The 23,996-nt window shown below is 67.2% G+C and carries 14 protein-coding genes and 1 pseudogene; 6 read left to right on the forward strand and 9 right to left on the reverse strand.

Translation table 11 applies throughout. From position 1 onward, the window contains the following. The first annotated feature begins 39 nt into the window (after nt 1-39). The 3 genes from metF to rhlE2 all read left to right on the forward strand — a co-directional run bounded on the left by metF (nt 40) and on the right by rhlE2 (nt 4,670). Nucleotides 40-885 (forward strand): methylenetetrahydrofolate reductase [NAD(P)H], encoded by an 846-nt coding sequence (gene metF / locus JQX08_RS16595; RefSeq protein ID WP_205349525.1) that lies wholly within the window; start codon nt 40-42, stop codon nt 883-885. A gap of 245 nt (nt 886-1,130) precedes the next feature. Further along, nucleotides 1,131-2,504, forward strand: coding sequence for a nucleotide 5'-monophosphate nucleosidase PpnN (gene ppnN, locus JQX08_RS16600; protein WP_205349526.1), 1,374 nt, complete (start codon nt 1,131-1,133; stop codon nt 2,502-2,504). A 234-nt stretch (nt 2,505-2,738) separates the two neighbouring features. Further along, the gene (rhlE2, locus tag JQX08_RS16605; RefSeq protein ID WP_205349527.1) at nt 2,739-4,670 is read left to right on the forward strand and encodes an RNA helicase RhlE2; all 1,932 of its coding nucleotides are present in this window, start codon (nt 2,739-2,741) and stop codon (nt 4,668-4,670) included. Nucleotides 4,671-4,738: 68 nt separating this feature from the next. On the opposite strand, the gene JQX08_RS16610 is transcribed toward rhlE2, so the two are convergent. The 3 genes and pseudogenes from JQX08_RS16610 to JQX08_RS16620 all read right to left on the reverse strand — a co-directional run. After that, entirely contained in the window at nt 4,739-5,317 is a 579-nt protein-coding gene (locus tag JQX08_RS16610) for a YceI family protein (RefSeq protein WP_205349528.1), read from the reverse strand. 29 nt (nt 5,318-5,346) lie between these two features. Further along, a complete protein-coding gene (locus JQX08_RS16615) occupies nt 5,347-5,898 on the reverse strand; it encodes a cytochrome b (RefSeq protein ID WP_205349529.1) in 552 nt (183 codons plus the stop codon). A 135-nt stretch (nt 5,899-6,033) separates the two neighbouring features. Further along, nucleotides 6,034-7,506: pseudogene (locus JQX08_RS16620) on the reverse strand (flavin monoamine oxidase family protein); the annotation flags it as partial. Between the two features lie 193 nt (nt 7,507-7,699). Here JQX08_RS16620 and JQX08_RS16625 point away from each other — a divergent pair. The 3 genes from JQX08_RS16625 to JQX08_RS16635 all read left to right on the forward strand — a co-directional run bounded on the left by JQX08_RS16625 (nt 7,700) and on the right by JQX08_RS16635 (nt 12,163). Then, nucleotides 7,700-9,106 carry an adenosylmethionine--8-amino-7-oxononanoate transaminase gene (locus JQX08_RS16625; RefSeq protein WP_205349531.1) on the forward strand — a complete coding sequence of 469 codons (1,407 nt, stop codon included), beginning with the start codon at nt 7,700-7,702 and terminating at the stop codon, nt 9,104-9,106. 310 nt (nt 9,107-9,416) lie between these two features. Further along, nucleotides 9,417-11,375, forward strand: coding sequence for a methyl-accepting chemotaxis protein (locus JQX08_RS16630; RefSeq protein ID WP_205349532.1), 1,959 nt, complete (start codon nt 9,417-9,419; stop codon nt 11,373-11,375). A 65-nt stretch (nt 11,376-11,440) separates the two neighbouring features. Next, nucleotides 11,441-12,163, forward strand: coding sequence for a 16S rRNA (uracil(1498)-N(3))-methyltransferase (locus tag JQX08_RS16635; protein WP_205349533.1), 723 nt, complete (start codon nt 11,441-11,443; stop codon nt 12,161-12,163). 4 nt (nt 12,164-12,167) lie between these two features. On the opposite strand, the gene JQX08_RS16640 is transcribed toward JQX08_RS16635, so the two are convergent. From JQX08_RS16640 to JQX08_RS16665, 6 genes are all read right to left on the reverse strand, one after another. Further along, nucleotides 12,168-12,779 (reverse strand): LysE family transporter, encoded by a 612-nt coding sequence (locus JQX08_RS16640; protein WP_205349534.1) that lies wholly within the window; start codon nt 12,777-12,779, stop codon nt 12,168-12,170. A gap of 74 nt (nt 12,780-12,853) precedes the next feature. Continuing rightward, a complete protein-coding gene (locus JQX08_RS16645) occupies nt 12,854-13,645 on the reverse strand; it encodes a helix-turn-helix domain-containing protein (protein ID WP_205349535.1) in 792 nt (263 codons plus the stop codon). Between the two features lie 9 nt (nt 13,646-13,654). Further along, entirely contained in the window at nt 13,655-14,125 is a 471-nt protein-coding gene (locus tag JQX08_RS16650; RefSeq protein WP_205349536.1) for a chemotaxis protein CheW, read from the reverse strand. Nucleotides 14,126-14,156: 31 nt separating this feature from the next. Then, nucleotides 14,157-15,176 (reverse strand): chemotaxis protein CheB, encoded by a 1,020-nt coding sequence (locus JQX08_RS16655; RefSeq protein ID WP_205349537.1) that lies wholly within the window; start codon nt 15,174-15,176, stop codon nt 14,157-14,159. Next, on the reverse strand, nt 15,173-23,062 hold the full coding sequence (locus JQX08_RS16660; protein WP_205349538.1) for a hybrid sensor histidine kinase/response regulator: 7,890 nt from the start codon (nt 23,060-23,062) through the stop codon (nt 15,173-15,175). Before JQX08_RS16660 ends, JQX08_RS16655 begins: the two co-directional genes overlap by 4 nt. A 24-nt stretch (nt 23,063-23,086) precedes the next feature. Beyond that, complete coding sequence (locus tag JQX08_RS16665; RefSeq protein WP_205349877.1) at nt 23,087-23,947, reverse strand: CheR family methyltransferase; 861 nt, start codon at nt 23,945-23,947, stop codon at nt 23,087-23,089. Nucleotides 23,948-23,996: the final 49 nt, after the last annotated feature.

Raw genomic sequence — 23,996 nt, forward strand, 5'->3', positions numbered from 1 at the left:
CGGGGCGCGTCGCCGGCCTGCCGCCACAGGGATTGATCCATGTCTCAAGAACGCCGTTACAGCTTCGAATTCTTCCCGGCGAAGACCGAAGCGGGCCACGACAAGCTGATCGCCACCGCGCGCCAGCTGGCCGGCTACAACCCGGATTTCTTCTCCTGCACCTACGGCGCCGGCGGTTCGACCCGTGAGGGCACCCTACGTACCGTGCTGCAACTCAATGGCGACGTCGGCGTGGCCACCGCGCCGCACCTGTCCTGCGTCGGCGACAGCAAGGACGACCTGCGCGACCTGCTCAACCAGTACAAGGCCGCCGGCATCAACCGCATCGTCGCCCTGCGCGGCGACCTGCCGTCGGGCATGGGCATGGCCAGCGGGGAGCTGCGCTACGCCAACGAACTGGTCGAGTTCATCCGCGCCGAGAGCGGCGAGCAGTTCCACATCGAGATCGCCGCCTACCCGGAGATGCATCCGCAGGCGCGCAGTTTCGAAGACGATCTCGCCAACTTCGTCCGCAAGGCCCAGGCCGGTGCGCACAGCGCGATCACCCAGTACTTCTTCAACGCCGACAGCTACTTCTACTTCGTCGAGCGCGTGCGCAAGCTGGGCGTCGAACTGCCGATCGTCCCCGGCATCATGCCGATCACCAACTACAGCAAGCTGGCACGCTTCTCCGACGCCTGCGGCGCGGAAATCCCGCGCTGGATTCGCAAGCAGCTGGAAGCCTACGGCGACGACATCGCCAGCATCCAGGCCTACGGCGAGCAGGTGATCAGCGAGATGTGCGAACGCCTGCTGCAAGGCGGCGCACCGGGGTTGCACTTCTACACCCTGAACCAGGCCGAGCCGAGTCTGGCGATCTGGAACAACCTCAAACTGCCGCGCTGAGCGGCAGTTTGCGGGAACCACGAAACCGGGCGCAGCAAGCCCGGTTTTTTTATGCCCGCCGTCAGGCCCGGCGAGGAAACCCCGGCCCGGCACGCCGGTCGAATGCCGTAGCGCCGCGCCGTCGTTGACCCGACGCAAAGCGGCGGTCAAGACTACCCCCAATCGCCAACGCTGCGGCCTCCGCCGCGCCGTTCGCCCGTCCCGCGTCCGCGCGCCCGCGCCGACGCCGCTTTCAGGAAGAAAGAATGGTCACACGCCTGAAGATCAACGCCTCGGTCAGCCCCAAGGGCAGCCTGGAAACCCTCTCCCAACGCGAAGTGCAGCAACTCCGCGAAACCGGCTCGGGCAGCGTCTACCGACTGTTTCGCCAGTGCGCGCTGGCGATCCTCAACACCGGCTCGCACAGCGACAATGCCAAGACCATCCTCGAGGCCTACCCGGACTTCGAGGTGCGCATCCACCAGCAGGACCGCGGCATCCGCCTGGAACTGCTCAACGCACCGGCCGATGCCTTCGTCGACGGCGAAATGATCGCCAGCACCCGCGAGATGCTGTTCAGCGCGCTGCGCGACATCGTCTACACGCAGAGCGAGCTGGAGAACAAGCGCATCGACCTGGACAGCTCGCAGGGCATCACCGACTACGTCTTCCACCTGCTGCGCAACGCGCGCACCCTGCGCAGCGGCGTCGAGCCGAAGATCGTGGTGTGCTGGGGCGGTCACTCGATCAGCACCGACGAGTACAAGTACACCAAGAAGGTCGGCCACGAGCTGGGTCTGCGCGCCCTGGACATCTGCACCGGCTGCGGCCCGGGGGTGATGAAGGGGCCGATGAAGGGCGCGACCATCTCCCACGCCAAGCAGCGCATCCTCAACGGCCGCTACCTGGGCCTCACCGAGCCGGGGATCATCGCCGCCGAAGCGCCCAACCCGATCGTCAACGAGCTGGTGATCCTGCCGGACATCGAGAAGCGCCTGGAGGCCTTCGTGCGCGTCGGCCACGGCATCATCATCTTCCCCGGTGGCGCCGGCACCGCCGAGGAATTCCTCTACCTGCTCGGCATCCTCACCCACCCGGACAACTGCGAGCTGCCATTCCCGGTGATCGTCACCGGGCCGAAGAGCGCCGGGCCGTACCTGCAGCAGCTGCACAACTTCATCGGTGCGACGCTCGGCGAAGCCGCCCAGCAGCGCTACACCATGATCCTCAACGATCCGGCCGAGGTGGCGCGACAGATGGCCCAGGGGGTCAAGGAAGTCACCCGCTTCCGCCGCGAGCGCAACGACGCCTTCCACTTCAACTGGCTGCTGAAGATCGACGAGACGTTCCAGCGCCCGTTCGAGCCGACCCACGCCAACATGGCCGCGCTGCGCCTGTCGCGTGACTTGCCGCTGCACGAGCTGGCCGCCAACCTGCGCCGGGCGTTCTCCGGGATCGTCGCCGGCAACGTCAAGGAGAACGGCATCCGCCTGATCGAGCAGCACGGTCCGTACGAGATCACCGGGGACCCAGCCATCCTCCAGCCGCTCGATCGCCTGCTGCATGCTTTCGTCGAACAGCACCGCATGAAGCTGCCCGGCGGCAGCGCCTACGTGCCCTGCTACCGAGTCCTCAGCTGAGTCCGGTGGTCGGCGCGCACCCGCCGGGATGCGCGCCGATCGGCGAACGTCGGACGTCGAGCGGTGAAAAAACGCACAACCGCCAGGTTTTGTTATACTCCGGCTTCCCCGCCAGGCTTACGCCCGGACACGCGGCCCGCAGAGGCCATGCTGAACCGGTCGGGACCACGCCCCAAGCGTGCTTCAAGCCAGGCCTATTTCCCTGGGCCACGCCCTAACTAGACAGGATGACTCATGTCCTTTGCCTCCCTCGGTCTCTCCGAGGCTCTGGCCGCTGCCGTCGCAGCTGCCGGCTACGCCGAACCCACCCCGGTGCAACAGCGGGCCATTCCCGCCGTGTTGCAAGGCCGCGATCTGATGGTCGCCGCCCAGACGGGTACCGGTAAAACCGCAGGCTTCGCCCTGCCCGTCCTCGAGCGACTGTTCCCCAACGGTCACCCGGACAAGACTCAACAGCGCCGTCCGCGCCAGACCCGCGTGCTGGTGCTGACCCCGACCCGCGAGCTCGCCGCGCAGGTCCACGACAGCTTCAAGATCTACGCCCGCGACCTGCCGCTGGTCAGCGCCTGCATCTTCGGCGGCGTCGGCATGAACCCGCAGGTGCAGGCACTGGCCAAGGGCCTCGACCTGCTGGTCGCCTGCCCGGGCCGCCTGCTCGACCTCGCCGGCCAGGGCGCCGTCGACCTCGGTCACGTGGAAACCCTGATCCTCGATGAAGCCGACCGCATGCTCGACATGGGCTTCATCCACGACGTCAAGAAAGTCCTCGCCCGCCTGCCGGCCAAGCGCCAGAACCTGCTGTTCTCGGCGACCTTCTCGAAGGACATCACCGACCTCGCCGGCAAGCTGCTGCACGACCCCGAGCGCATCGAAGTGACGCCGCCGAACACCACGGTCGAGCGCATCGAACAACGCGTGTTCCGCGTCGCCGCCAGCCACAAGCGCGCCCTGCTCGCGCACCTGATCACCCAGGGTGCCTGGGAACAGGTGCTGGTGTTCACCCGCACCAAGCACGGCGCCAACCGCCTTGCCGAGTACCTCGACAAGCACGGCCTGCCGGCCCTGGCGATCCACGGCAACAAGAGCCAGAACGCGCGGACCAAGGCACTGGCCGACTTCAAGGCCAACTCCGTGCGCATCCTGGTCGCCACCGACATCGCCGCGCGCGGCCTGGACATCGACCAGCTGCCGCACGTGGTCAACTTCGAGCTGCCCAACGTCGAGGAAGACTACGTGCACCGCATCGGCCGCACCGGCCGCGCCGGGCGCAGCGGCGAGGCGATCTCGCTGGTCGCCCCGGATGAAGAGAAGCTGCTCAAGGGCATTGAGCGGATGACCAAGCAGAAGATCGCCGACGGCGACCTGCTCGGTTTCGACGCCAGCACGGTCGAGGCGGAAAAACCGGAGACCCGCGAGCCACGCCAACCGCGCGGCCAGCAGCAGGCGCGCAAGAAGCCCGAAGGCAAGACCGAAGAGCACCCGGGTGGCCGCAAGGACAAGGGCAAGGACCGCGGTGGGCGTAACAAGCCGCACCAGAAAGCCAAGTCCGAGCAGCGCCACAGTGCCGCCGCCAGCCAGCCGAGCAGTGTCCCGCAAGTGCCGCAGAACCGCGCGCCGGACGAGTTCCTCGATGACGAAGTGGACAACTTCGGTAACCGCGCCGACTACGTCAGCCCCTACCAGAAGGGCGACAAGCGCTCCGGCGGCGGCCAGCGTAGCGGTGGTGGTGGCGGTCAGCCGCGCACCAACCAGGGCGGCCAGGCTCAGGCCCCGCGTGGCAAGGGTCAGGGCCAAGGTCAGGGTCAGGGCCAGCCGCGCACCGGCGGTGCCCCGCGCGCTGCCGGCGGCCAGGGCGCCGGTCAAGCCGGCCAGGGTCGTCGCACCGGCGGCCAGGGTGGTCAGGGCCAGCCGCGCGGTAACGGCGGCGGTAAGCGTGGCGGTCGACGTCCGGAGTACAAGAGCCTGATGAGCGACGCACCGCTGCGTCCGGAAGGCTCCGGGCCGATCAACAAGCCGACGCGTCAGCCGGTGATCGTGCACAAGGAGTCGCGTATCGACCGTTCGCTGACCCCGGAACAGCTCGAGCAACTCGACGCGCGCAACAACCGCGGCGGCGAGAAGCCGGCGCTGCTGACGCGCAACCGCAGCGAGCAGACCGAGAGCTGATCACTCGGGCCTGCCCCAGAATGCAAAACGCCGGCAAATGCCGGCGTTTTGCTGTGTAGCGTTCGCGCTTACTGGCGCACACCCTCCACCGAGATGATCAGCTGCACGTCCTGGGACGCCGGGCCGAGATCCTTCTGCACGTCGAAGTCCTTCAGCTTGAGCGTGGTGCTGCCCTCGAAACCGGCGCGGTAGCCGCCCCACGGGTCCTTGCCTTCGCCGACGAACTTGGCGGCGATCACCACCGGCTTGGTCACCCCATTGAGGGTCAGGTTGCCGGTGATGTCGGCAGTGCCCTGGCCGGTGGATTTCACCGCGGTGGACTCGAAGGTCGCGGTCGGGTTCTTGTCGACGTTGAGGAAGTCCTTGCTGCGCAGGTGCTTGTCACGCTCGGCGTGATTGGAATCAACGCTGGCGGTGTTGATGGTCACCTTGACCTTGCTCGCCTCGGGGTTCTTCGCGTCGAAGCTGAAGCTGCCGTCGAAATCGCGGAAGGTGCCGTACAGCCAGCTGTAGCCGAGGTGGCTGATCTTGAAGTTGACGAAGGCGTGCTGGCCTTCCTTGTCGATGATGTAGTCCGCAGCCATCGCGTGACCGGCGCCCAGCAGGGCACCGCCAAGGGCCAGGGCGGCCAGGGTTTTCTTCAGCATGGTCATCGTTCCTTGTGAGGTGGAAGTCATCAGCGTGCGCGGCCCAGCATGCGGGACAGGGTCGCGTCGCGGTCGAGAAAGTGGTGTTTGAGCGCCGCCAGGGCGTGCAGGCCGGAGAAGATCACCAGGCCCCAGGCCAGGTACTTGTGCACGGCACCGGCGACGTCCGCCTGGTCGGGAATCCCGGTGATCAGCGCCGGCACCTGCAGCAGGCCGAAGACACTGATCGGTCGGCCGTCAGCGGTGGAAATCAGGTAGCCGGAGATCATCACGGCGAACAGCCCGAGATACAGCAGGCCATGGCCGAGCTTGGCGCCCAGGCGGGTCAGCGCGCCGTAGCTGGCCAGCACCGGCGGCGGTGGGCTGAGGAAGCGCCACAGCACGCGCAGCAGCATCACCGCCAAGAGCAGCAGACCGATGTCCTTGTGCAGCGCCGGCGCGGTTTGTCGCCAGGCACTGTAGTAGTCGAGACCGACCATCCAGAAGCCCAGGCCGAACAGGCCGAACACGGCCACGGCTACGCCCCAGTGCAGCAGCATGCTGACCAGGCCATAGCGAGCGGAAGAATTGCGCCACTGCATGAAGACGTATCCCGAAAACGTAGTGGGATAAGACTAGCGGCAAAACTATCGAGATAAAGCGGAAAATTTCGCTATGAAATATCGAGATATACGATTGGATGGTGGGGCGCACGCGGCGCCCCGAGCCACTCAGTCAAACAGTTTGGAGAAGAAGCCTGGCTTGTCGCCCTTCTCCGCCGCACCGGCCGGCGCGGTCTTCTTCGCCACCAGAGTGCCAGGCACATCGATGGTCTTGCCGGCATACAGGTCCTCGACCTGCTTGGCGGCGCGCTGGCCGCTGCGCAGCGCGCCTTCCAGAGTGCCGGGGTAGAGGGTGTCGGTGTGTTCGCCGGCGAAGGCGACACGCTGCAGCGGCTGCTCCCACAGGCGCCAGTTGCGGGTCACCTGGCCGGGCCCGAAGGCCAGGTAGGCGCCACCGGTGCTCGGGTCGGTGCTGTAGCGACGGATTTCGTAGCCGCTGTAGGCGCCACGCGCCTTCGGGTAGTACTGGTGCAGACGAATCAACACCTGGTCGGCCATCTGCCGGTCGCCGAAGGCCTGGAGAATCCGCGCGTTGTCGCCAGACAGGTTGATCACCACGTTGGCGCCACCCTTCATCGCCGGCTCGATCCACAGCATGCCGAGGCCCTTGTCGCTGAATATCTCGCCGGACAGGCGCGCCTTGCTGTCCCACACCGGCTGCTTGAACTTCAGCAGGATCTGGTCGCGCCAACCGTAGTTGGTGCTCTTCATCGCCGCCAGGTGCTTGGCGTCGAGCGCCGGGGTCAGCTGGATCTGCCCGAGCGCCTTGAGCGGCACGGCCAGCACCACGTAGTCGGCGCTGTAGCCGACCGCGCCGGCCTTGACCGTGACGCCGTCCTTGTCCTGGCTGACCGAAGTGACCTTGGCGTTGGTCTTCAGGGTCTTCAGCTGCTTGACGAAGGCTTCGGCCAGCACCGCGCTGCCGCCAGGCAGGCGCGCCGCACGCAGGTCGCGGTCGTCGACGCCGCGGTAGACCCGCGACTGCTGGGCGAGATACAGCAGCGACAGCCGCGACGGCTCGTCATAGCGACTGCGAATCCGCTGGTTGACCAGCAGGCGCGCGGTTTCCGGCAGCTGCAGCTTGTCCAGCCACTTGGCCACGGTGATCTGGTCGAGGGCGAACAGGGTGTTGTTGGCGGCCGGGTTGGCCGGGTCGTCGATCGACGCGGCGAGGTCGTCGAGCGACTTCTCGAAGCGCGCCAGCGCCTCGGCGGTAGCCGGCTGCTTGTCCTTGAGGTCGCTGCTGCTGAAGAACTGACCGCCGATCAGGTAGCTCGGCGTGCGCACGAACTCCGGCGCCGGCAGGGTCTTCAGCTTGAAGCTGTCGACGTAGTGGTTGAGCACCGGCTGCGCCTTGCTGTTGCCGATCCATTCGCTGGTCGCCAGGCCGTTGCGCCCGCCGGCCACCGCCTTGGCTTCCAGCACGGTGACTTGCCAGCCCTTGGCCTGTAGCTCGTAGGCGGCACTCAACCCGGCCACGCCGGCACCGACCACGATGGCGCTGGGCTGCTTGTCCTTCGCCGCTGCCGACAGGCTGAGCACGCTCAGCAAAACCCACGTTCCCGCACGTACCCATCGGCCGGCCATGACACCTCTCCCACGCTGCTTGTTCTGTACGGCGGACGCCTTGCCCGCCGTGGCGCAGCAGGATACGCCAGCGCCCGGAGGCCGGCCAGACACCTCTGTCGGACATCTCGCGGTTGTCCTGCGCCCGCCCTTTGCATAGGCTTGCGCCACCGTTTTCCGGGTGGCCATCCACCCGCTGCCGAGGAGTACCGTCATGGGCCTGAATGACCAGTGGATGCAACGCGATCTCGCGGTGCTCTGGCACCCCTGCACGCAGATGAAGGACCACGAACGCCTGCCGCTGATCCCGATCAAGCGTGGCGAGGGCGTATGGCTCGAGGACTTCGACGGCAAGCGCTACCTCGACGCGGTAAGCTCCTGGTGGGTCAACGTGTTCGGCCACGCCAACCCGCGCATCAGCGGGCCGATCAAGGCGCAGCTCGACCAGCTCGAGCACGTGATGCTCGCCGGCTTCACCCATTCGCCGGTGATCGAGCTGTCCGAGCGTCTGGTGCAGCTCACCCCGGCCGGGCTGAACAAGGTGTTCTACGCCGACAACGGCTCGTCGGGCATCGAGGTGGCGCTGAAGATGAGCCACCACTACTGGATCAACAGCGGCCAGCCAGGCAAGAAGCGCTTCGTCACCCTGAGCAACAGCTACCACGGCGAAACCGTGGCGGCGATGTCGGTGGGCGACGTGGCGCTGTTCACCGACACCTACAAGGCACTGCTGCTCGACACTATCAAGGTGCCCAGCCCGGACTGCTACCTGCGCCCAGAGGGCATGGGCTGGGAAGAGCATTCGCGCAATATGTTCGCGGCCATGGAGCAGACCCTCGCCGAGCACGCCCACGAGGTCGCCGCGGTGATTGTCGAGCCGCTGATCCAGGGCGCCGGCGGCATGCGCATGTACCACCCGGTGTACCTGCAGCTGCTGCGCGAGGCCTGCGACCGTTACGGTGTGCACCTGATCCACGACGAGATCGCCGTCGGCTTCGGCCGTACCGGGACGATGTTCGCCTGCGAACAGGCCGGCATCACCCCGGACTTCCTGGTGCTGTCCAAGGCGCTCACCGGCGGCTATCTGCCGATGGCCGCGGTGCTCACTACCGACAACGTCTACGCGGCGTTCTACGACGATTACGCGACGCTGCGTGCCTTCCTCCACTCGCACACCTACACCGGCAACCCGCTGGCCTGCGCCGCCGCGCTGGCGACCCTGGATATCTTCCAGCAGGACAAGGTGATTGAGGCCAACAAGCCGCTGGCCGCGCGCATGGCCAGCGCCACCGCGCATCTGGTCGACCACCCGCACGTCGCCGAAGTGCGCCAGACCGGCATGGCCCTGGCCATCGAGATGGTCCAGGACAAGCCCAGCAAGACCGCCTACCCCTGGCAGCAGCGCCGCGGCCTGCAGGTCTACCAGCACGCCCTGAGTCGCGGCGCGCTGCTGCGCCCGCTGGGCAACGTGGTGTACTTCCTGCCGCCGTACGTGATCACCCCCGAGCAGATCGACTTCCTCGCCGAAGTCGCCAGCGAAGGCATCGACCTGGCCACTCGCAGCTCGCTGAGCGTCGCGGTGGCTTCCGACCTCTATCCCAACCACCGCGACCCGGGTTAGGCATCGCGTCCCTCCCGAGTACCCAACCGCGCGGCACATCTGTCGCGCCGTGGCCCCGCCTTGTCGATGCGCGCCGCACCGCCGCCGAGCCTTGCCGCGCGCGGCACTCAGCGGATTCCCGCGAACCGCGCAAGGCACTGCAATACCTGGCATGAAACCACCGGCACAGGCCCGGAATATCACTACTTCTGCCTATTGTGATATCGCATTGCTGCTACCTAACCTGTCGCGCCAGCCAAAATTTGGCCCTACAACAAGAGCCCTGAGCGGTGCCCTGCGCACTCCATCGGTAGCCTGTCGTGAGACCCCCATGCCTAGCCAGTCCCTGCACTCCAAGCTGTTCGTGACCGCCCAGTTGGGCGCTGCCCTGGTTCTCTCCCTACTCCTCGCCTTCGTCGCCTTCGCCGGCTACAAGATGGCTACCGGCAACGCGGCCAAGTACGTTGAACGCACCGTGGAAGTCAACGCCAGACAAGTCGAAGCCGAACTGGACAAGGCCTGGAGTGTCGCGGCTTCGCTGACTGACGCAGCCCTGGCGCTGCAATCCCAACACGCCGAGCGAACCCAGACAGACGCCGTGACCCGGCGGATGCTGGAGAGCAATCCCCAGTTACTCGGCCTCGGCCACTATTGGCACGCGAATACCTACGACGGCAATGACGCGGCACATGTCGGGCAACCCGGGAGCGATGCCGATGGCCGTTACATGAGCCACTGGAGCCGGACCACAGGTGCAGTGCAGGCCGACACTACTACAGCCCATCAAGACTATCGTCCGCCGCGCTCGAACCAGGCCTGGGTCAGCGAGCCTTACCGCCGCACTACCACCGGCGGCCAACCAGAGATGCTGCTGTCGATCATGCTGCCCCTGCAGCAGGGTGGCCAGGCTCTCGGTGTCACCGCCGTCGATCTGCCCCTGCAGGCCATCACCCGGCAACTGGCTCAGATCGACGTATATGGTGGTTATGCCGCGCTGATCTCTACCGCAGGCCACTATGCCAGCCACCCGGATACCCAGCGCCTGGGCCAGTTGGCCGACGACCTGCCCGCAGAGGCGATGCACGCCATTGAGGCAGGCCAGCCCTACAGTTTCAACCGCGATGGCCAAGCCTATCGCCTACAGCCGGTGAGAATTGGCAACACCGCCAATCCCTGGGCCCTGCTGGTTAGCTACTCCCAAGAGGCTGCCCAGGCACAGATCTACAAGCTGATCACCATCACCATCAGCCTCGGCGTCACGGCCCTGCTGCTGATGGCTGCGCTGTTGTGGTTCCTGTTGGCCTGGCAGATCCGACCCTTGGTCGGTCTGGCCAATGGCATCCAGGGCTGGCAGGGCGAGCTGAGCCTGCGCTTTGAGCAGCGCGGCCGCGACGAGACCGGCAAACTGGCCGGTGCCTTCAATCAGTTCATTCAGCGCCTGAGCGACCTGGTCGGCTCGATCCGCCACAGCAGCGGCACGCTGATGAATGTCTCACAGCACCTCGATCACACCACCCGAGCGGTGGCGGAGCGCTCCTCCGCACAACACACCGCCACCGAAGAAATGGCCGGCGGGGTAACTGCGCTCGCCCAGTCAGTGACCGAAATGGCCCAGCAAGCCGAAGAGGTCGAGCACCTGGCGCGCAACACCGAGGCGCTGACCTCGCGCATCGCCCGTGACATGGGCCAGACCGTCGGCGAGATCGGCCACGTCAACCAGACGATGGGGGCGGTCGCGGACTCGGTCGGCCGCCTGGAGGAACGCTCGCAGCAGATCGCCGGGATCGTCGACGTGATCCGCAGCATCGCCGAACAAACCAACCTGCTGGCCCTTAACGCCGCCATTGAGGCCGCGCGCGCCGGTGAGCAGGGCCGTGGCTTCGCCGTCGTCGCCGATGAGGTACGCAGCCTGGCTGAACGCACCAGCCGCTCCACTCGTGAGATCGGCGAGATGATCGGCGCCATCGGCAGCGATATCAGCCAAACAGTGGACGATGTGCAGCAGGTCGGCCAAGCCATGCATCAGGGGGTGGAGCAGCTCTCCGCTTCGGCAGCCGGGGTGGAACAGATCCGCCAGCACGCCCAGGATATTCTCGCGCGCATTAGCGAGGTGGCGCGCCAGACCCAGGGCCAGTCGGCCACTGGCGAGCAGCTGTCGATCTCGATCCAGGGTGTGCGCGGCATCTCCGAGCAGAACGATCAGGCCATCCGCGGTCTGCTGGATCAGTCCAACCAGTTGCGTGACCAGGCCAATTCCCTGAGTCAGCAACTAGGTCAGTTCCGCCACTGAGCGGTCTACACGCTGCAGGTGCCAGGCCTTAAACTGCGCACCTGACCAGCCCTGACCGACTCCCCATGCGCCTATCTCGCTTCTTCATCGACGCCCCGCTCGCCCTCGGCCAGCACGACCTGCCCGAGGCGCAGGCCCACTACATTGGCCGCGTGCTGCGGCATGCCGCCGGCGATGCCGTGCAGCTGTTCGACGGCAGCGGCCAGGAGTTCCTCGGCGAGCTGGTCGAGGTCAGCAAGAAGGCCGTGCGCGTCGAGCTGCGCGAGCAGTTCGCCGGGCTCGCCGAGTCGCCGCTGCACATCCACCTCGGCCAGGGTCTGTCGCGCGGCGAGCGCATGGACTGGGCGATCCAGAAGGCCACCGAACTGGGCGCCACGGCGATCACGCCGATCGTCTCGGAGCGCTGCGAAGTGCGCCTCAAGGATGAGCGCGCCGACAAGCGCATGGCGCACTGGCGCCAGGTGGCGATCAGCGCCTGCGAGCAGTGCGGCCGCTCGGTGCTGCCGCTGCTGCATGCGCCGCTGGCGCTGGGCGACTGGCTGCAGCAGGTCGAGGCCGACCTCAAGCTGGTCCTGCATCCGGTGGCCGCACCGCTGGCCAGCCATGCCAAACCAGCCAGCCTGGCGTTCCTGATCGGCCCGGAAGGCGGCCTCAGCGACGCCGAAGTCGAGCAGGCCAAGGCCCAGGGCTTCCAGGCCGCGCGCCTCGGCCCGCGGGTATTGCGCACCGAGACCGCGCCGGTGGTGGCGCTGAGCGTCGCCCAGCAGCTGTGGGGCGACTTCGCCTGAGGCCTTACAGGCCGCGCAGCGCCAGCCCGGCGCAGCCCAGCAACAGCAGGCCGCACATCGCGTAGCTGACCTGCTGCCAGCGCGGCGAGGTGTGCCGGCGCAGCCAGTCCACCAGCAGCGCGCAGACGAAGCACCAGAGCAGCGCGGCGAGCATGAAGCCGGTGAAGAACACCCCAAGCTGCGCCGGGCTTGGCGGCCCGGCCACCAGGCCGCTCAAGGCGCTGCCCAGCGCGCCCCAGAACACCAGATTCTTCGGATTGGACAGCGACAGCAGCGCGCCGGCGGCAAACGCCTGGCGCCCCTGCTCACTGCTAGCGCTCAACGTCTGCGGCGGTCGCCAGGCATCGCGCAGGCCTTGCACGCCCAGCCAGGCCAGGTAGGCCGCGCTGGCCAGGGTCAGGGGCTGGCGCACCGCGTCCTGCGCCAACAGCAGCGCCAGGCTGGACAGGCCGATCAGTGCCCACAGCGCATCACCGATCAGCGAACCGAGTTGCACCAGCAGCGCCGGACGGAAGCCGCCCTGCAGGCCGCGCCGCAGGGTTTCGCTGAACACCGCGCCGGGTGACGCGCAGAACGCCAGGCCGAACAGCACGGCCGCAAGAAAGATCGACAACATGGACTTAGCGCCTGCAGCGGGATCGAGCGACGCAGTATCCGAGGCGCAGGCGCTGCCGACTTGAACCGGATTGCTCAGCTGCCGAGCAGGCGCTGATAGCGTCCCGGCGTCAGGCCATAGGCGGCGCGGAAATGTCGGTTAAGGTGGCTCTGATCGGCGAAGCCCAAGGCGTGCGCCACCGCGCCGGCGGCTTGGCCCTGGCGCAGCAGGCCCTGGGCGCGGCAGGTGCGCAGCTGCATGGCCCACTGCCGCGGGCTGAGTCCGGTGCGCCGCTTGAAGACGCGCAGCAGGTGGAACTTCGACAAGCCCACGCTGAGCGCCATGGCGTCCAGGCTCGGTGGCTCGGCGAGGTGACTGGCAAGCAGTTCCTGCAGCCGCGTGATTGGCCCCTGCCCGCAGTCCGCAGCAACCGGCAGGCGCGCCCGCGCGCCGCTGGCGACCGCACCGAGCAGGCCGATCAACGCCTCTTCGCCGCGTTCGCGGCGGTGCGCATCGTCGCTCAAACCCAGCTCGATGGCCTGCGCCAGCTCAGCGGCGAGGACCGGGTTGTGCTGCAGCGGTTGGGCGAACTCGAGTTGCGCCAGGCCCAGGCTCTCGGCCAGCAGCGGCGCCGGCAGGTAGAGACTGACGTAGCGCCAGGGCTGACCAGCACGCGCGCCACCGCCCTGGATCGCGCCGGGATTATAGGTGGTGATCGCGCCAACCGCGGCGCTGAAGGTGCGGCCATCCAGCCAGATCTGCTCCTCGCCGAGCAGGTTGGCGCCGATGACGAATTCGTCGTGGCTGTGCTTGTCGAACTGCTGGCCGCTGGCCTGGGTGCTGGCCACCTCGAAACCGCCGAGGCGCGCCAGGCGCAACTGTTCCACGGCAGCCAATCAGATCAGGCCGGCATCCGCCAGCTTCTGCTCGAGGGCTACCAGATCGGGGATCTTCGCCACGCCATCGCCGAAACTCACCGCCTCCAGCTCCAGCGGCGCAAGCGGCACATCGGCGCGCGGCAGGTGTTCATCGAGCTTCAGCGAGCGCGGAATGCCCTGCACCAGCAGGGCGATGAACTTCACTTGCGGGCGGCCACCGAGAGCGTTGAGCACCGCGACGCGCACCCCAGAGCGAATCTGCGGCTGACCGTCGGAGGCGGCCTCGAAGGACAGCAGCGGCAGGTTGAGGTCGCGCCAGGCGATCTGCCCGAGGAACCAGGCCGGCATGCCCGGGGTGGCCTGCGGCGCGCGGTAGGCGATCATCTCGGCGACCGCCACGTTGGGCAGCAGCAGGGTGCGGTCGGCCAGCGGCAGGAGCAGCCCGGTGAGGCTGGAGGCGCTGTTCTGGGTGGCGACGGCTTGGCTCATGACAACTCCGCTAAGACTATTCGGGTGAGGCTCAGGCGCACTGCCCGGCCAGGTGGTCGACCAGCGCCGCGGCCAGCTCGCGCGGGTCGCCGCTGAAGGCGCTGTAGCCGCCCTCGCGCAGGCTGTCCGGCATGCTCGGGCAGGCGCAGCTGTCGGCGCGCTGGGTCCAGATCGCGCCGCCCTGGCGGCGCACATAGGCGGCCGCGGCGCTGCCATCGCTGCCCATGCCGCTGAAGGCGATCACCCCGCACTGCGCACCGTAGTGCTGGGCGAGGTTGAGCATCATCTGGTCGATCGACGGGCTGTAGGGTTCCGGCCAGCCGCGGCCGTTCATGTGCATCGCGCCGTCGTCGGCGAAGCCCAGCTCGCGCTGGATCGGCACCACCACCACTTCGCCGCAGCGCACCGGATCGCCGTGGCGCGCCGGATTGATGTGCCACTGGCTGTGGCGGCCGACGGCCTGCGGCAGCGCCGTCTCGAAACTGGCGTCGATGTGCTGGGCGTAGATGAAGCCGAGCGGCAGGCCACCCGGCAAGGCATCGAGGAATGCCTTGACCGCCGCCGGGCCGCCGAGTGAGGCGGCCAGCAGCCACACCTGGCGCGCCGGTTCGCCAGCGACCAGCGGGGTGTCGGCCAGTGCCTGCGGCAATTCCAGACGATTGGGGCGCTGCGCCTCGGCGAGCAACGCCTCGAGGCTGGGGCCGACCGCCTGCGACGGATCGCCGACCAGCTTCTTCAGCTTGGCCACCAGGCGTCGCTCCCAGCGCGGGTAATGCTCGGAATGGCGCTCCGGAGCATGGCCTTCGCCGAACAGCACCGGTGCGTCGGCCCGCTCGAGCAGGCGATCGACCAGCGGCGAGTCTTCCAGCTGCGCCAGGTCGACCAGCCACAGGTCGACGCTGTGCGCCGCCAGGGCTTCATCGTCGAGGCGCGCCGGGTCGCTGTTGAGCACCACTTCGTAGCCATTGCCGGCCAGCGCCTGCTGCAGCACGTGGCGCTGCAGCGAAGTGTCGGCGATTACCCCAATGCGTCCTGCGGTCTTGTCCGTCATATCCGTTTGGCCGGGTGGCGATCCACCAGTTGCGCGATGGTTTCAAGCAGCAGGGATTCCTGATACGGCTTGCCCAGGTACTCGTTGACGCCGATGTTCATCGCCCGCTCGCGGTGCTTCTCGCCGGTTCGCGAGGTGATCATGATGATCGGCAGATCCTTGAGGCGCTCGTCGTGGCGCACCAGGGCGGCCACTTCGAAGCCGTCCATGCGCGGCATCTCGATGTCGAGCAGCATGATGTCGGGCTTGTGTTCCTGCAGCAGGGTGATGGCGTCGACCCCGTCCTTGGCGGTCAGCACGTTCATGCCGTTGCGCTCGAGCAGGCGGCTGGTGACCTTGCGCACGGTGACCGAGTCGTCCACCACCATGATCAGCGGCGGCCGCTCGACATCCGCCTCGGCGCTGTGGCCGGGCAGGCTGACGGTGCGCGCCTGGGTCAGGTTGAGCTGACGGGCGTGGATCACCCGGATGGTCGCCAAGAGGTCGAGAATCACCACCACGCGACCGTCACCGAGGATGGTCGCCCCGGAGATGCCGTGGACCCCGGCGAACTGCGCGCCGAGGCTCTTCACCACGATCTCCCGCGAACCGGCCAGCGCATCGACCTGCACCGCCACCGCGTGCTCGCTGGAGCGCACCAGGATCACCGGCAACGGCAGGCTCTGGCCGACCAGTTTGGGATGCTGGCCGTTGTTCAGCAGGTCGCCGAGGTAGCGCAGCTCGTAGCTCTGCCCGGCGTATTCGAAGCGCGGCGCGCCCGGCTGGTAGTAAGCCTCCAGCTCGTAGGGCGAGACCCGCACGATACCTTCGATGGTGTTCAGCGGAATGGCGTAGAGGTCTTCGCCGGAGAGCACCATCAGCGCACGGTTGACCGACACGGTGAACGGCAGGCGGATGACGAAGCGGGTGCCCGTGCCGACTTCCGATTCGATGCTCATCGAACCGCCGAGTTGCTTGACCTCGGAGTGCACCACGTCCATGCCCACGCCACGCCCGGAAATCTGCGTGACCTTCTCCGCCGTGGAGAAGCCCGGCTCGAGGATGAACTGCAGCACTTCGTAGTCGGTGAGGTCGGAATCGGCGTCCATCATGCCGCGCTCGATGGCCTTGCGGCGCACCGCTTCGAGCTTGATGCCGCCACCGTCGTCGGCGAGGGTGAGGACGATGTCGCCACCTTCGCGGCCGAGGTTCAGGCGGATGTTGCCGACTTCGCCCTTGCCCGCCGCACGCCGCGCCTCAAGCGGCTCGATGCCGTGGTCGACGGCGTTGCGCAGCATGTGTTCGAGCGGCGCGACGATGCGTTCGAGCACCGTGCGGTCCATCTCGCCATCGGCGTTGCCGACGTGGAATTCGACCTGCTTGCCCAGTTCGCTGGCCACCTGGCGGACGATCCGGCGCAGACGCGGCACCAGGCGATCGAACGGCACCATGCGGGTGCGCATCAGGCCTTCCTGCAACTCGGTGTTGACCCGCGCCTGTTGCAGCAGCAGGGTCTCGGCGTCGCGGTTACGCGCGGCCAGGGTTTCCTTGAGATCGAGCAAGTCGGAGGCCGATTCGAACAGTGCTCGCGACAGCTGCTGCAGCTGCGAGTGACGGTCCATCTCCAGTGGGTCGAAGTCCTCGTAGCCGGCGCGCTCGGCCTCGGCCTGGTAGCGGCTGAGAATCTGCGCCTGGGTCTCGGTGTCGAGGCGACGCAGCTGGTCGCGCACCCGGTCGATGGTGGCTTCCATCTCGCTCAGGGTGAAGCTGAAGTCGCTGACCTGCTGTTCGACGCGGCCGCGGAAGATCGAAGTCTCACCGGCCAGGTTGACCAGGCCTTCGAGCAGCTCGGCCGGCACCTTGACCAGTTCCTGCGGCGCGCGCCGCGCGGCAGCTTCCTGTGCCGCTTCCTGGGCGCGCTGCACGAACGGCAGCACCTTGAGTTCACGGGCCTGGGCCGGCAGGCTGCTGGCGGCGACGATCGGGCTGTTCAGGTTGGGCAGCGGTTGCGCCGGCAACTCGACTGGCGGCGCCGCCACCTCGGCCTCTTCGCCGGACAGGCTGGCCTGCAGGCGCTGACGCAGTTCGCCGAGCTCGTGCTGCAGCCCTTCGAATCCGGACTGCACGTCGAGGAACAGGCTCTCCGGCCAGGGCGCACCCTGATTCTGCGCGTCGCTCAGGTGCTGCTCGAGGTCATGGGTCAGGTCGCCGAGGCGCTTCTGCCCGGCCAAGCGCGCACCGCCCTTGAGGGTATGCAGGATGCGCAGCATGTCGTCGATCGGCGCGGCGTCATCACGCTCCTGTTCCCAGCGGCCGATGGCGCTTTCCATCTCTTCGAGCAGGTCGTCGGCTTCCTCGAGGAAGATATCGAGGATGTCCGCCTCGGCTTCGTCGTCGGCCACCTCGACCGCCTTGAGCGGTACGCCGAGCGGTACGCTCAGTTGTTCGTCCGGGTTGAGGCGAAAGCGTTGGATCGCGGCAATCAGGCTGTCGCCTTCCGGCAACGCGCGCTGGCCACGCACCGCATCGAGCATGGCGGCGAGGCGGTCGTGGCAGGCCTGCAGCAGATTGAACAGGCCGGCGCTGGCGCGCAGCTTGCCGTTGCCGAGGTCCTCGTAGAGGAATTCCAGTTCGTGGGCGAGATCGCCGATTTCGCGAATCTCCGCCATCCGCGCACCACCCTTGAGGGTGTGCAGGTCGCGCTGCAGCGATTCGACCTCCAGGGTGTTGTCGCTGTTGCTCATCCAGCGCTGCAACGCGGCGCCGGAACTGTCCATGATGTCGAAACCTTCTTCGAGGAAGATTTCCACCAACTCGGGGTCGCGGTCGTCGACCACCGCCAGCGCGGCCGGTGACTCGACCAGTGCCGGGGCCGGCACTTCCGGCTTTGGCTCTGGCTCTGGCTCTGGCTCCGGCTCCGGCTCCGGCTCCGCAGCCAGGATGGGCTCGGCGGCGACCTCGACGGACTCCGGCTCGCTGTCCAATGCGTCTACCGCGTCGTCGTGCAAACCTTCCTCGGCGAGCACGAACAGCTCCTCGAGCGCCTCATCGGCATCCGCCGCGCTCGGCGTCTCGACTGCGGGTTCCAGCAGCAGCTCCGCCTCGACTACATCGAGGTCGCCGTCGACCGCCATCAGCGGCAAGTCATCGAGCGTTTCGTCGAGCAGCAACGTTTCGCTTGGGGCTTCGGCTTCGGCTTCGGCTTCGGCTTCGGCTTCGGCTTCGGCTTCGGCTTCGGCTTCGGCTTCGGCTTCGGCTTCGGCTTCGGCTTCGGCTTCGGCTTCGGCTTCGGCTTCGGCTTCGGCTTCAGGATGTGGTTCGGCGAGCGGCGCCGGCAAGCCCTGTCCGCCGCCCTGCCGGTACTGCTTCATCGCCTGCACCAGGTCGTCCGGCTCGGCGAGCGGGCGGCCGGCCTGCAGCTGTTCGAGCAGCAGCGCGAGACGGTCATGGCTCTGCTGCAGCAGGCTGGCGAGCGCCGGGGTATAGGCATAGCGCCGGTCGACCAGGCCTTCGTAGAGCGATTCCAGTTCATGGGCGAGGTCGCCGATCGGGCGAATCTCGGCCATCCGTGCGCCACCTTTGAGGGTGTGCAGATCGCGCTGCAGCGAGGACAGTGCCAGGTGGTTGTCCGGCTCGAGCAGCCAGCGCTCCAGCGCCTGGCCAGCGCTTTCGAGGATATCCACCGCTTCCTCGAGGAAGATGGCGACCATCTCCTCGTCCAGCGAATCGTCCAGGGCAATCGGCGCGCTGGCCGACGGCACTTCCCAGGCGCTGCTGCGGCCCTCGCCTTCGCTGGCGGCCAGCGGGGCGGCCAGTTCCAGCTCGGCAGTGGCCTGCTCCAGATCGATGATCTGCATGCCGCCATCCAGATCGCGGGTCAGCAGCGCCAGGGTATTCGGGTCCAGCGCTTCATCAAGCAGTGCGCGCAGAGCGGCGACGCGTTCGGGCTGCGGGCTGACCTGCAGGCCGGCGGCCACCTGATCCATCATGCCGATCAAGGCTTCGTGGGCCAGCTCGGCCTCGCTGAAGAAGCGCTCGCTGACCGGCAGGCGACCTTCCTCGACCGCGCCGTAGAGGTCGAGCAGCGCTTCGCACAGCTCGTCGATCTGCGGCAGCTCGGCCATCATCGCGCCACGCCCGAGGGTGGTCAGCTCCTCCAGCAGTGCGCTGAGCTCCTGGCGCTCGGCCGGGTGCTCGTGCCAGCTGCGCAGCAGGTCTTCGGCGTCGAGCAGGATGTCCATGCCCTCGGCGAGGAAGATGCTGATCAGCTGCGGGTCACGCTGGTCGCCGTGGGCGTCCTGGCGCTTGGCCTGGGCGGCATCCAGGCGTTCCTGGTGCAGCACCTGCAGGCGCTCGAGCAGTTCGGCGGCGCCGGGGATCTGCGCCAGCGGCTGGCTGTCCAGCTGTGCCAGGCCCTGACGGAACAGACCTTCGGCCTGGGTCAGCAGCTCGGCCTCGGCGAGGTCGATGCGCAGCAGGTTGGCCTTGAATTCCTTGACCAGCTTTTCCAGCGGGTTGGCGATTTCCGCCACCGGCAGGATGCCCGCCATGTAGGCGCTGCCCTTGAGCGTGTGCAGGGCGCGTTGCAGGTCGTCGGTGACCGGCTGCGGCAGCTCCTCGGCACAGGCGGCGAGGAACGCCGCCAGGGTATCCAGGTGGGTTTCCGCTTCGTTGCGGAAGATGTCGATCAGTTGCGGGTCGAGCGCGTCGTCCAGACTGTCCTCGACCTCGGCAACCGGCGGCTCGGCCGCGGCGTCGGTTACCGGCTCAGTGGTCTCGGGCTCAGATTTTGGGCGCGATTCCCCGCGGGACAGGGCGTAGGCATCGGCGGCCAGTTGGTCGACATCGTCGCGCTGGCGCTGCGCCTTGGCGGCGAACTCGTCGCGCAGCTCGGGCATCAGCGCGACCACCGCCTCGACCAAGTCGAGCACTTCGTCGTCGGCCTCGATGCTGTTGTCGAGCACGCGGTTGAGCAGGTTTTCCACCGACCAGGCCAGCTCGCCGATGATCAGCGCACGCACCATGCGGCCACTGCCCTTGAGGGTGTGGAAGGCACGACGGATCTCGGTCAGCGCGTTGCGGTCATCGCGCTGCGTTCGCCAGCGGGGCAGCTGCTCGGCGAGCGTGTCGAGCACCTCGCCGACTTCTTCGATGAAGACTTCCAGCAGCTCTTCGTCGATCGGCTCTTCGTCGGCCGGCGGCGGCAGCAGGCTGGGCGGCACATTCTGCGCCGGCGGATTTATCGCCTGTACCGGCGCGGCCATCACTTCGGCGACCGACAGCGGTTTGGCTTCCGGCTCGGCGACGGCCTCGAGCGGCGCACTCGGCAGCTCAACTTCCGGCAGCTCCAGCCCACCCAGATCGACGTCGTCCCACATCGAAGCGGCGTCGTCCAGGCTCAGTTCTTCCAGGCTCAGCTCGCCGTCCCAGTCTTCCGGCTCGACCGGGCTTTCGCCGAGCACGGCCTGAGCCTCAACGACCAGCTCTGCGTCGGGCGCCGACTTGAGCGGCGCATCCGGCAGCGCCCAGTCCAGTTCGCTCGGTTCCGCCGTGACCAGCGGTTCGCTCACCTCGAACTGCAGCGCCTCCGGCGCCAGTTCGACGGCGGATGCCAAGGTGTCTTCCGGCTCCAGCGGCAAGGTCTGCTCGAGATCAAGCAGCGGCGTCTCGCTGCCCAGCTCCCAGGTCGACTCGGCCGGCTGCTCAAGCGCCAGCGGCTCGAGCAGCTCGAACGACAGGTCGTCCGCCGCCGAGGTGACGCTCCATTCTTCCGGCGTGGGCAGCACGTCGTCCGCCAATGGCAGCAGATCGGCGCTCGGTTCGGCAACCGCTGGTTCCGGCAGCAGGTGGTCCAAATCCCAGTTCAGCTCGAGCGATTCGTCGGCGACGGCACTCGGTTCTTCCGCTGCCTGCGGCTCCAGCTGCAGCGCATCCAGACCTTCGCCGTCGACCAGTTTCCAGCCGTCGTCGAGCGACTCTAACTCGGCCAGCGGCAAGCTTGCCGACGCAACGTCCAGCGCCTCGCTGTCTGGCAGCAGTTCGGCCTCGAACAGCGCGACCTCTTCGTCGCCCGGCGCCAACGGGGCCTCGACATCCGCCAACGTCTCATTGGCTGCCGGCAGTTCGTCATCCAAGACCACGATTTCGTCGAGCGGATCGCTCTGCAGCGGCTCTTCGACGCGCAGGGCTTCTTCGGCCGGGCGATCGAGAATCGACGGTTTTTCCTTCAGCGGATAGCCGAGGCTGGTGAGGCTTTCCTCGGCGACGTCGAGGATCAGGTCGCCTTGGCTGGCGTGATCGTCGCTCAGCCGCTCGAGGTAGTACTCCACGCTGGTGATCGCATCGGCCAGGGTATCCAGACTCTGCCAGTTGGGCACGGCCTTGCGCGCCAGCAGCTGCTCCTGGATATAGCGATTGCAAGCATTCAGCAGGTCGGCGGCGCGGCTCAGCGGAATCATCGCCAGACCGCCCCGCGCCTGGGTCAGCAACTCGGGCACGCGGGCCAGGTGCTCGTGATTCCATTGCGAGGCGATAAACTCGATGATCGCGTCCTTGGCCTGCTCGAGGCCGGTGCGCGCCTCCTTGATCACCAACTGGTGGATCTGCGCCACATCGGTAGTCGGCAGGTGCGCCTGCTCGCTGCCGCCGTCCTCGGCGGGCCCGACCATGCCGGCCAGGGTCGCTTCGACGTACAGCAGGGCGCCGGCGATATCCATCAGCAGCGCGTCACTCGGCTCACGCTGGCCGAGGGACAGGCCGTGGATCATGTCGATCTGGTCGAGGATGACCTTGCGCGGCTGGCCGAAGCCGAGCACTGCGAGGGTGTCGGCAATCTGCTTGAGCGGCGCCAACAGGCTGTCCAGCTCGGCGACGTTGTGCCGGTCGCTGCGCACGAACAGGTCGAGGCTGTCCTTGACGCGGACCAGCTCCTCGCACAGCGCGGCAACCACCGAGCGCATCGCGTCGCGATCCGGGCCGGCGAGCCGCGCGCGTTCCTCGTCAACCACTTCGGTGGCCGGCAGCGCGTCGTCGAGGCGGTACTGCTCCTTGAGTGCGCGAATTCGCGGCGATTGCGCCGGTGCCTTGGCGATGTAGAACAGCAGGTTCTTGATCAGCTCGTCGGGCGCGGCCTGGTTGATGCCGTCGGCACCTTGCTCGGCTAGGCGCTTGAGTTCCTTGTCGATCTGCCGCAGCAGGGTTCGCACCGACGTGCCGTTGACCACGCTGCCATTGGCCAGGCCTTCGATGATGCCCGAGGCGATCTGCCACAGCGGGCCGAGGGGCGCCTCTTTGCAGAGCACTTCGAGGCGGGCGAACACGCGGGCCATATAGCCCAAGTTGGTAGCCAGGTCCTGGTTGCGAATCACCCCAACCAAGGCCATCTGCAGCATCTGCCGCAGCTTGCGCAGCAGCACCGGCAGCTCGGCGGTGCGCAGTTGCTCGAGCGCGTCCAGCGACAGCTGCGGCAGGGTCGACGACATGTCCGGGGCGAACAGGCTGGTTTCCGAGAGTAGCTTGTCGCCGCGTGCGGCACGCAGGTCGTTGAGCAGCGGCAACACCACCAGCGGCAGGTCGCGGCGCGCGGTCTGTACCCGTTCGAGATAGGCCGGCAGTTGCAGGATCGCCTGCATCAGCACTTCCAGTGCCTCGCCCTGGTTGCTGACGCGCCCCTCCATCAGGGCCTGGGCCAAGCGCTCCATTTCTTCGGCAAGCAGCGCCGCACCATAGAACTCGACCATCTGCAGAGTGCCGTGGACCTGATGCACATAGGTCAGACAGAAGCGCATGCGCGTCGAATCCTGGGGACTCTCGACGAAGGCCTCAAGCGCCTGACGCGCCTGCTTCAGCGTTTCCGCAATCTCGCCTTTGACCCATTCGAGGGCGACATAATCGTGCCGATCACCCATAGCCACTCCGCTCATAACCTTGTGTTACCCCTTCCGGGTAAAAGCCAGCACTCGCTCGTCGGCCACCGGTACCAGCTCCGGATGTTGCCAACCGACCACTTCCCCGACACCGATGACCAGCAGGCCACCCGGCGCCAAACGCTCAGCCAGGCGATTGAGAATCTCGCGGCGGCGCCAACGGCGGAAATAGATCAGCAAGTTCTGACAGAAGATAACGTCCATGCCGGACAGCGGCGCCTTGGCCAGGTCCAGCACGTTGATGCGCGCACAGCACAGATGCGCCGCCAAACTCGGCACCACCTTGAAGCGATCGTCGGCCATCGGCTCGAAATAACGCTGCTGCAGCTCGCCGTCCAGCAGTTCCAGACGACGGGCGGTGTAAGTGCCGCTACGCGCCTTGTTCAGTGCGTTGAGGCTGATGTCGGTCGCGGTGACGCCGAAATGCGCCTCCCGCTCCGCGGCGCGCAGCGCTTCGGCGGCACTGATGGCCAGCGAATAGGCCTCCTCACCGCTGGAGCAACCGACGCTCCACAACGCCAACGGACGACCGTCGAGGTGCGCCAGGCGGCCGGGCAGGTAGCGTTCGAGCAGATCGAACGATGCACGATGGCGGAAGAAGCAGGTTTCCTGCACGGTCAGTCGATCCAGCAGGTTCGACCATTCCACCGCACCGCGCGGCCCGTCGATGACCTGCCGGTAGTAGCTGGCATAGTCGGCAACGCCCAGCTCGCGCATCCGCGCGCTGAGATTGGTCTGCATGAACGCGCGGCGCTGCTCGCTGATCACTACGCCGGTGCGTTCTTCGAGCAGTACCCGCCAATCATGGAACTCCGCCTCCGACATGTCGGCCGACGGCTTCAAGGCCCAGACTACGCCTGGCTGCATGCCCTCGCCCTCGCTCATGGCTGTCATGCGGCGATCGCCGTGATCGCCG

Source organism: Zestomonas insulae (assembly GCF_016901015.1).
Classification (GTDB): domain Bacteria; phylum Pseudomonadota; class Gammaproteobacteria; order Pseudomonadales; family Pseudomonadaceae; genus Aquipseudomonas; species Aquipseudomonas insulae.

Excerpts from the sequence above, each read along its gene's own strand:
- metF (WP_205349525.1), top strand. The coding sequence starts at position 40 with ATGTCTCAAGAACGCCGTTACAGCTTCGAATTCTTCCCGGCGAAGACC.
- ppnN (WP_205349526.1), top strand. The coding sequence starts at position 1,131 with ATGGTCACACGCCTGAAGATCAACGCCTCGGTCAGCCCCAAGGGCAGC.
- rhlE2 (WP_205349527.1), top strand. The coding sequence starts at position 2,739 with ATGTCCTTTGCCTCCCTCGGTCTCTCCGAGGCTCTGGCCGCTGCCGTC.
- JQX08_RS16610 (WP_205349528.1), bottom strand. The coding sequence starts at position 5,317 with ATGCTGAAGAAAACCCTGGCCGCCCTGGCCCTTGGCGGTGCCCTGCTG.
- JQX08_RS16615 (WP_205349529.1), bottom strand. The coding sequence starts at position 5,898 with ATGCAGTGGCGCAATTCTTCCGCTCGCTATGGCCTGGTCAGCATGCTG.
- JQX08_RS16625 (WP_205349531.1), top strand. The coding sequence starts at position 7,700 with ATGGGCCTGAATGACCAGTGGATGCAACGCGATCTCGCGGTGCTCTGG.
- JQX08_RS16630 (WP_205349532.1), top strand. The coding sequence starts at position 9,417 with ATGCCTAGCCAGTCCCTGCACTCCAAGCTGTTCGTGACCGCCCAGTTG.
- JQX08_RS16635 (WP_205349533.1), top strand. The coding sequence starts at position 11,441 with ATGCGCCTATCTCGCTTCTTCATCGACGCCCCGCTCGCCCTCGGCCAG.
- JQX08_RS16640 (WP_205349534.1), bottom strand. The coding sequence starts at position 12,779 with ATGTTGTCGATCTTTCTTGCGGCCGTGCTGTTCGGCCTGGCGTTCTGC.
- JQX08_RS16650 (WP_205349536.1), bottom strand. The coding sequence starts at position 14,125 with ATGAGCCAAGCCGTCGCCACCCAGAACAGCGCCTCCAGCCTCACCGGG.
- JQX08_RS16655 (WP_205349537.1), bottom strand. The coding sequence starts at position 15,176 with ATGACGGACAAGACCGCAGGACGCATTGGGGTAATCGCCGACACTTCG.
- JQX08_RS16660 (WP_205349538.1), bottom strand. The coding sequence starts at position 23,062 with ATGGGTGATCGGCACGATTATGTCGCCCTCGAATGGGTCAAAGGCGAG.
- JQX08_RS16665 (WP_205349877.1), bottom strand. The coding sequence starts at position 23,947 with ATGCAGCCAGGCGTAGTCTGGGCCTTGAAGCCGTCGGCCGACATGTCG.